The 6,959-nt window shown below is 73.6% G+C and carries 4 protein-coding genes and 1 pseudogene; all 5 read left to right on the top strand.

The genetic code is table 11. The features are described 5' to 3' along the window. On the top strand, positions 1–2,583 hold a 2,583-nt coding region (gene infB, locus K6I34_RS28060), incomplete at its 5' end, for a translation initiation factor IF-2 (protein WP_229329999.1). A 138-nt stretch (positions 2,584–2,721) separates the two neighbouring features. Then, positions 2,722–3,015 carry a DUF503 domain-containing protein gene (locus K6I34_RS28055; protein ID WP_229329997.1) on the top strand — a complete coding sequence of 98 codons (294 nt, stop codon included), beginning with the start codon at positions 2,722–2,724 and terminating at the stop codon, positions 3,013–3,015. Between the two features lie 65 nt (positions 3,016–3,080). Further along, on the top strand, positions 3,081–3,524 hold the full coding sequence (gene rbfA / locus K6I34_RS28050; RefSeq protein WP_229329995.1) for a 30S ribosome-binding factor RbfA: 444 nt from the start codon (positions 3,081–3,083) through the stop codon (positions 3,522–3,524). Further along, positions 3,524–4,429, top strand: a complete 906-nt coding sequence (gene truB, locus K6I34_RS28045) for a tRNA pseudouridine(55) synthase TruB (RefSeq protein WP_229329993.1) — start codon at positions 3,524–3,526, stop codon at positions 4,427–4,429. The genes rbfA and truB overlap by 1 nt, the downstream gene beginning before the upstream one ends. A gap of 361 nt (positions 4,430–4,790) precedes the next feature. Further along, positions 4,791–6,959 (top strand): annotated as a pseudogene (locus tag K6I34_RS28040) (serine protease); the annotation flags it as partial.

Here is a 6,959-nt window from a genome sequence, read left to right as displayed (position 1 = left end):
GCCGGTGGCCAGCGTGACGGCGGCCGTCCCGAGCGCGCCCCGCGCCCCGGCGGCCAGGCCCCGCGTCCCGGCGGCGAGCGTCAGGCGCCCCGTCCGGGTGCCCGTCCGGCCGGTCCCCGTCCGGGCAACAACCCCTTCACCTCCGGTGGCTCCACCGGTATGGCCCGCCCGCAGGCCCCGCGTCCGGGCGGCGCCCCGCGTCCCGGTGGCGAGCGCCCCGGTCCGGGTGCCCCGCGTCCGCAGGGCGGCCCCGGCGGCGCTCCGCGTCCGCAGGGCCAGGGCGGTCCCCGTCCGACCCCGGGCGGCATGCCCCGTCCGCAGGCTCCGGGTGGCGCTCCGCGTCCCGGCGGTGCCCCGGCGGGCAACCGTCCGAACCCCGGCATGATGCCGCAGCGTCCGGCTGCCGGCCCGCGTCCCGGCCCCGGTGGCGGCGGTCGCGGTCCCGGCGGCGGTGCCGGTCGTCCCGGTGGCGGCGGTGCCCGTCCGGGCTTCGCCGGTCGTCCGGCCGGTCCGGGCGGCGGCGGTCGTCCGGGCGGTGGCGGCGGCTTCGCCGGCCGTCCCGGTGGCGGTGGCCCCGGTGGCGGCGGTGGCGGCTTCGGCGGTCGTCCGGGTGGCGGCTTCGGCGGTCGTCCCGGTGGCCCGGGTGCCCGTGGCGGCACGCAGGGTGCCTTCGGCCGTCCCGGCGGTCCGGCCCGTCGTGGCCGCAAGTCCAAGCGTCAGCGGCGCCAGGAGTACGAGGCCATGCAGGCCCCGTCCGTGGGCGGCGTGATGCTGCCCCGCGGCAACGGCGAGTCCATCCGCCTGTCGCGCGGTGCCTCCCTCACCGACTTCGCGGAGAAGATCGGCGCCAACCCGGCGTCGCTCGTCGCCGTGATGATGAACCTCGGCGAGATGGTCACGGCCACGCAGTCCGTCTCCGACGAGACGCTGCAGCTCCTCGGTGACGAGATGAACTACGCGGTTCAGATCGTCAGCCCCGAGGAGGAGGACCGCGAGCTGCTCGAGTCGTTCTCCATCGAGTTCGGTGAGGACGAGGGCGGCGAGGAGATGCTCGTCGCGCGTCCGCCGGTCGTGACCGTCATGGGTCACGTCGACCACGGTAAGACCCGACTGCTGGACGCGATCCGCAAGACGAACGTCGTCGCGGGCGAGGCCGGTGGCATCACGCAGCACATCGGTGCGTACCAGGTCTCCACCGAGGTCAACGGTGAAGAGCGCGCGATCACCTTCATCGACACCCCGGGTCACGAGGCGTTCACCGCCATGCGTGCCCGTGGTGCGAAGTCGACCGACATCGCGATCCTCGTGGTGGCGGCCAACGACGGTGTCATGCCGCAGACGATCGAGGCGCTGAACCACGCCAAGGCGGCCGACGTGCCGATCGTGGTCGCGGTCAACAAGATCGACGTCGAGGGCGCCGACCCGGTCAAGGTGCGCGGTCAGCTGACCGAGTTCGGCCTGGTGGCCGAGGAGTACGGCGGCGACACCATGTTCGTCGACATCTCCGCCAAGCAGGGCCTGCACATCGACAGCCTGCTGGAGGCCGTGGTCCTCACCGCGGACGCCTCGCTCGACCTGCGCGCCAACGCGGAGCAGGACGCGCAGGGTATTGCGATCGAGGCCCACCTCGACCGCGGTCGCGGCGCCGTCGCCACCGTGCTCGTCCAGCGCGGTACCCTCCGCGTCGGCGACACGATGGTCGCCGGTGACGCCTACGGCCGTGTCCGCGCGATGCTCGACGACAAGGGCCAGACCGTCGAGGAAGCGGGTCCGTCGACCCCCGTCCTCGTCCTGGGTCTGACCAACGTCCCGGGCGCCGGTGACAACTTCCTCGTCGTCGACGAGGACCGCACCGCCCGCCAGATCGCCGAGAAGCGCGCCGCGCGCGAGCGCAACGCCGCCTTCGCCAAGCGCACCCGCCGGGTGTCCCTCGAGGACCTCGACAAGGTGCTCAAGGCCGGCGAGATCCAGCAGCTCAACCTCATCATCAAGGGCGACGCGTCCGGTTCGGTCGAGGCTCTCGAGTCCTCGCTGCTCCAGCTCGATGTGGGCGAGGAGGTCGACATCCGCGTGCTGCACCGCGGCGTGGGTGCGGTCACCGAGTCCGACATCAACCTGGCGTCCGGCTCCGACGCGATCGTCATCGGCTTCAACGTCCGCGCCGAGGGCCGTGCCACGCAGATGGCCGAGCGCGAGGGCGTCGACGTCCGGTACTACTCGGTCATCTACCAGGCGATCGAGGAGATCGAGGCGGCCCTCAAGGGCATGCTGAAGCCGGAGTACGAAGAGGTCGAGCTCGGTACGGCGGAGATCCGCGAGATCTTCCGCTCGTCCAAGCTGGGCAACATCGCGGGTGTCCTCATCCGCTCCGGCGAGGTCAAGCGCAACACCAAGGCGCGCCTCATCCGCGACGGCAAGGTCATCGCGGAGGAGCTCAACATCGTCGGTCTGCGTCGCTTCAAGGACGACGTCACCGAGATCCGCGAGGGCTTCGAGGGTGGTATCAACCTCGGAAACTTCAACGACATCAAGATCGACGACGTCATCGCGACGTACGAGATGCGCGAGAAGCCGCGCAGCTGAACCGCGTAGCGAACGATTCGGGGCCGGTCGGCGGGAAGGAATTTCCGTCGATCGGCCCCGGCCGTTGCATGTACGGTGCTCAGGTAGCCGTAACGCACGGACACCTCACGCCTCCCGGGTGGGCTTCACCCGTCACACATGTATGTAGGGACGCTGTCCTTCGATCTCCTCCTCGGTGACGTACGGTCGCTGAAGGAGAAGCGCTCCGTCGTCCGTCCGATCGTCGCCGAGCTCCAGCGCAAGTACGCGGTGAGCGCGGCGGAGGTCGGCGATCAGGACCTCTACCGGCGGGCCGAGATCGGCCTGGCGGCGGTCTCCGGGGACGCGGGGCACCTCGGGGACATCCTGGACCGCTGCGAGCGCTGGGTCGCCGCACGTCCCGAGGTGGAGCTGCTCTCGGTACGACGGCGGTTCCACGGCGACGACGACTGAACGCGACGACGATCGCGATCACGGCGCGCCACAAGCACAATGGACAAGAAGAAGGAGAAGGACCAGTGGCCGACAACGCGCGGGCGAAGAGGCTGGCGGACCTCATCCGCGAGGTCATCGCCCAGAAGCTGCAGCGCGGTATCAAGGACCCGCGGCTCGGCACCCACGTGACCATCACGGACACCCGGGTCACCGGCGACCTGCGGGAGGCTACGGTCTTCTACACGGTCTACGGCGACGACGAGGACCGGGCCGGCGTGGCGGCGGGCCTGGAGAGTGCCAAGGGCATCCTGCGCTCCGAGGTCGGGCGCGCGGCGGGCATCAAGTTCACGCCCACCCTGACGTTCGTGGCCGACGCGCTGCCGGAGAACGCCCGGACGATCGAGGACCTCCTCGACCGTGCGCGCTCGTCCGACGCCAAGGTCCGCGAGGCCTCCTCGGGTGCCACGTACGCCGGTGACGCCGACCCGTACCGCAAGCCGGACGAGGACGAGGGCGCAGCGTCCTGATGAAGCAGAAGTCACCAGCCCCGCCGGACGGTCTGATCGTCGTCGACAAGCCGGCGGGCTTCACCTCGCACGATGTGGTCGCCAAGATGCGCGGCATCGCGAAGACGCGGCGCGTCGGCCACGCGGGGACGCTCGACCCGATGGCGACCGGTGTGCTCGTCCTCGGCATCGAGCGGGCGACCAAGCTGCTCGGGCACCTCGCGCTGACCGAGAAGGAGTACGTCGCGACGATCCGCCTCGGCCAGAACACCGTGACGGACGACGCGGAGGGCGAGATCACGTCCTCCGCCGACGCCTCCGGGGTCACGCGCGAGGCGATCGACGCCGCTGTCGCCAAGCTGACGGGCGCCATCATGCAGGTGCCGTCCAAGGTCAGCGCGATCAAGATAGACGGCAAGCGCTCGTACAAGCGGGCGCGCGAGGGCGAGGACTTCGAGATCCCCGCCCGGCCGGTGACGGTCTCCTCGTTCGCGGTGCACGCGGTGCACCCGGCGGAGGCGGAGGACGGCACCCCGGTGCAGGACCTGCTGGTCTCCGTGGTGTGCTCCTCCGGTACCTACATCCGGGCCCTGGCCCGTGACCTGGGCGCGGACACGGGCGTCGGCGGCCACCTGACGGCGCTGCGGCGCACCAGGGTCGGCCCGTACGGCCTGGGCGAGGCCCGCACGCTGGAGCAGCTCCAGGAGGAGCTCACCATCATGCCGGTCGCCGAGGCGGCCGAGGCGGCCTTCCAGCGCTGGGACGTGGGCGCGGAGCAGGCCCGCCTGCTCGGCAACGGCGTACGGCTGCGGATGCCGCTCTTCGACCGCGAGGGGCCGGTCGCGGTCTTCGGGCCGGACGGGCGCTTCCTGGTCCTGGTGGAGAACCAGGGCGGGAAGGCGAAGAGTCTGGCCGTCTTCGGCTGACCGTCTTCGCCGGCCAGTCTTCGGCTGACGCTTTCGCCGGGGGCGCCTACTGGGGTGCTTCTCGCGCCGGGCGCGCGGCTGCGGGTCGTTCTCGGCTGGTCGCGCAGTTCCCCGCGCCCCTTTCGGGGCGCACCGCTGCGGGGCGCATAACGTGGGGCGGGTGCGTGCATACGCACGTTCCCCGCCCCACGATTCCCCTCCCTCTGCTGTCATATCCATCCCATCCTCAGGATTCACCCCTTCGGGCAGGCGCTCGGAGTGAACGGAGGGGGTGGAAGGGGGCGCGTTCCTGGTGCGATCTGTCCCGCCGATCATCCGCTGCCTACCGTCGTCGTAAGTGCACGGCGGGGAGGTTCGACGGATGAGCGGTCGGCGGACCGATGCGGACGAGTACCTGGTACGCATCAGAGACCTCGCCGGGCGTCCGCGCGGAACGGGCTTCCTCGCGGACGACCGCGGCACGATGATCACCAGTCATGAGGCGGTCGACGGGCTCGCCCGCCTCGTGCTCCTCGCGCCCGGCGACCGCACCTGCCTGGTCGGTGCCGACGCGGTGACGCCGTTGCCCGGCTCCGACCTCGCGCTCGTGCGCACCGAGGGCCTGGGCGTCGCGCCGCTGCCCGTCGCGGCAGCCGAGTGGATCGAGGACGGCGTCGAGGTGCGGCTGCGGGCGGGCCGCTGGCAGAGCGCCAAGATCATCGGCGAGGCCCTCGTCACGTACACCGCCACCGACCGCTTCCATCTGCTCGACGCGGCGGTCGAGCTGTCCATCGGCGAGCGCGACGGCCTGCGGCTCGGCGAGGAGGCCACCGGCGGCCCCGTGCTCGACGCCCGCACGGGAACAGTGACCGCCGTCCTCGGTACCGCGTTGCACGCGGAGCGTCGCTCGGGCGGCTTCGCGATCCCGCTGCGGGCCGCCGCGGGCGTCACCCCGAACGGCCCCCTGGCCGCCCTCCTGGAGCGGAACGCGGCCACCATCCCCGCGTACGGCCGCGACCTCAACCTCGCGGGCGCCCTCCAGCTCACGGCCACCTCGCTGGGCACGGTCACCACGGCCCGCGCCTGGCGCGACCCCGTCCCGCGGCCCGAGGCCACCACGGAGTTCGAGCGCTTCCTCGCGGTCCCGCGCCGCCCGGCCGACCCCGCGCCGCCCGGTCTCGACGCCGACGGCTGGGCGGGGCCGTCGGGCGGCGGCGGGTACGCGGACCGTCCGTACGAGGAGTACGGGGAGCCGGGGGAGCCGGGAGAGCCGGGGGAGTGCGGCGAGGGCGCCGGGCCCTCCGGCGCGTATGCCGCGTACGACCCCGGCGTGGGCCCCGACGAGCCGCCCGACGGCAGCGCCGCCGGGGCCGGTGCCGGGGATCCGGAGGCGGAAGCGGAGGATCCGCCCTGCCCGCCCCTCGTCCTGGGCCTCGTGGGCGGGCCCGGCACCGGCCGTACCACCGAGCTCGGCGCCCTCGCCTCCCGGCGCGCCCGCGGCCCGGAGCCCGCCCCGACGATCTGGCTCCGGGGCGCCGACCTGCGGGACGGCGACGAGAGCGTACGGGACGCCGTCGCCCGCGCCCTGGAGGCCGCGGCCCCCGCCGAGGCGGTGACGATCCGTGCCGCGGCCTCCAGGGCGCGGGCACGGTGGGCGACCCCTCCGACGCCACCCCCGAGGCCGTCGCCGCCCTCGCCCACCGCGTGGGGCGCCCACTGCTCGTCGTCCTCGACGGGCCCGAGGAGGTCCCCCCGGTCCTCGCCCACGCGCTGCCCGCCTGGACGGCGGCGACCGTGGAGTGGCTGGAGGAGACGTCCTCCCGGATGATCATCGCCTGCCGCCCGGAGTACTGGGAGACGGTGGGCACGCTCTTCTCGCCCTCCACCCTCTACGTGGCCGAGAGCGCGCCGGCCCCCCGCGGCCTGCCGCCCTGCGTGCGCCTCACCGACCTCGACCCCCGCCAGGCCGCCGAGGCCCGTGCCCTCTACGGCGTGCCCGAGGAGGCCATCCACCCGGTGGACGCCGCCCACCCGCTCGCCCTGCGGCTGCTCGCCGAGGTCCGCGCCGCCCTCCCCGTCCGGCCGGGCGAGGCGGGACCGCCGGAGGACGGCGCCCGGCCGCCCGACCGCTGGGACGTCTTCTCCGGCTACCTCGACCTGACCTGCCTGCGCATCGCCGTGCGGCTGTCCGCCGACCGCAGACCGCCGCTGCGCGGCACCACGGTCCGGCGGCTCGCGGCCCGGGTGGCGGGCCAGGTGCACGAGGCCGCCCGCCGCTGCCTGGGGCCCGGCCAGGGCGAGCTGGAGCGCGAGGCGTTCGAGGAGCTGTTCCCCTGGCGCAACGGCTGGGCCTCCGCGGTCCTCACGGAGGGCCTCCTCGTCCCGGCGGGCAACGGCTACCGCTTCGCGCACGAGGAGTTCGCGGACTGGCTGCAGGCCGCCCACCTGGACCTCGACGCCGCCCTTCACGCCCTGGTCCACCGCTGGTACGAGCACGAGGGCCCGGCCAGCGACCCCGACGAGCGCCTGCCCTCCCGGCCCGGCGCGGGCC

The organism is Streptomyces sp. UNOC14_S4, assembly GCF_020740835.1.
Taxonomy (GTDB): Bacteria; Actinomycetota; Actinomycetes; order Streptomycetales; family Streptomycetaceae; genus Streptomyces.
The sequence above is the reverse complement of the archived record's forward strand: the minus strand, read 5'-3'. Positions and strand labels throughout refer to the sequence as shown.

Excerpts from the sequence above, each read along its gene's own strand:
- K6I34_RS28055 (WP_229329997.1), top strand. The coding sequence starts at position 2,722 with ATGTATGTAGGGACGCTGTCCTTCGATCTCCTCCTCGGTGACGTACGG.
- truB (WP_229329993.1), top strand. The coding sequence starts at position 3,524 with ATGAAGCAGAAGTCACCAGCCCCGCCGGACGGTCTGATCGTCGTCGAC.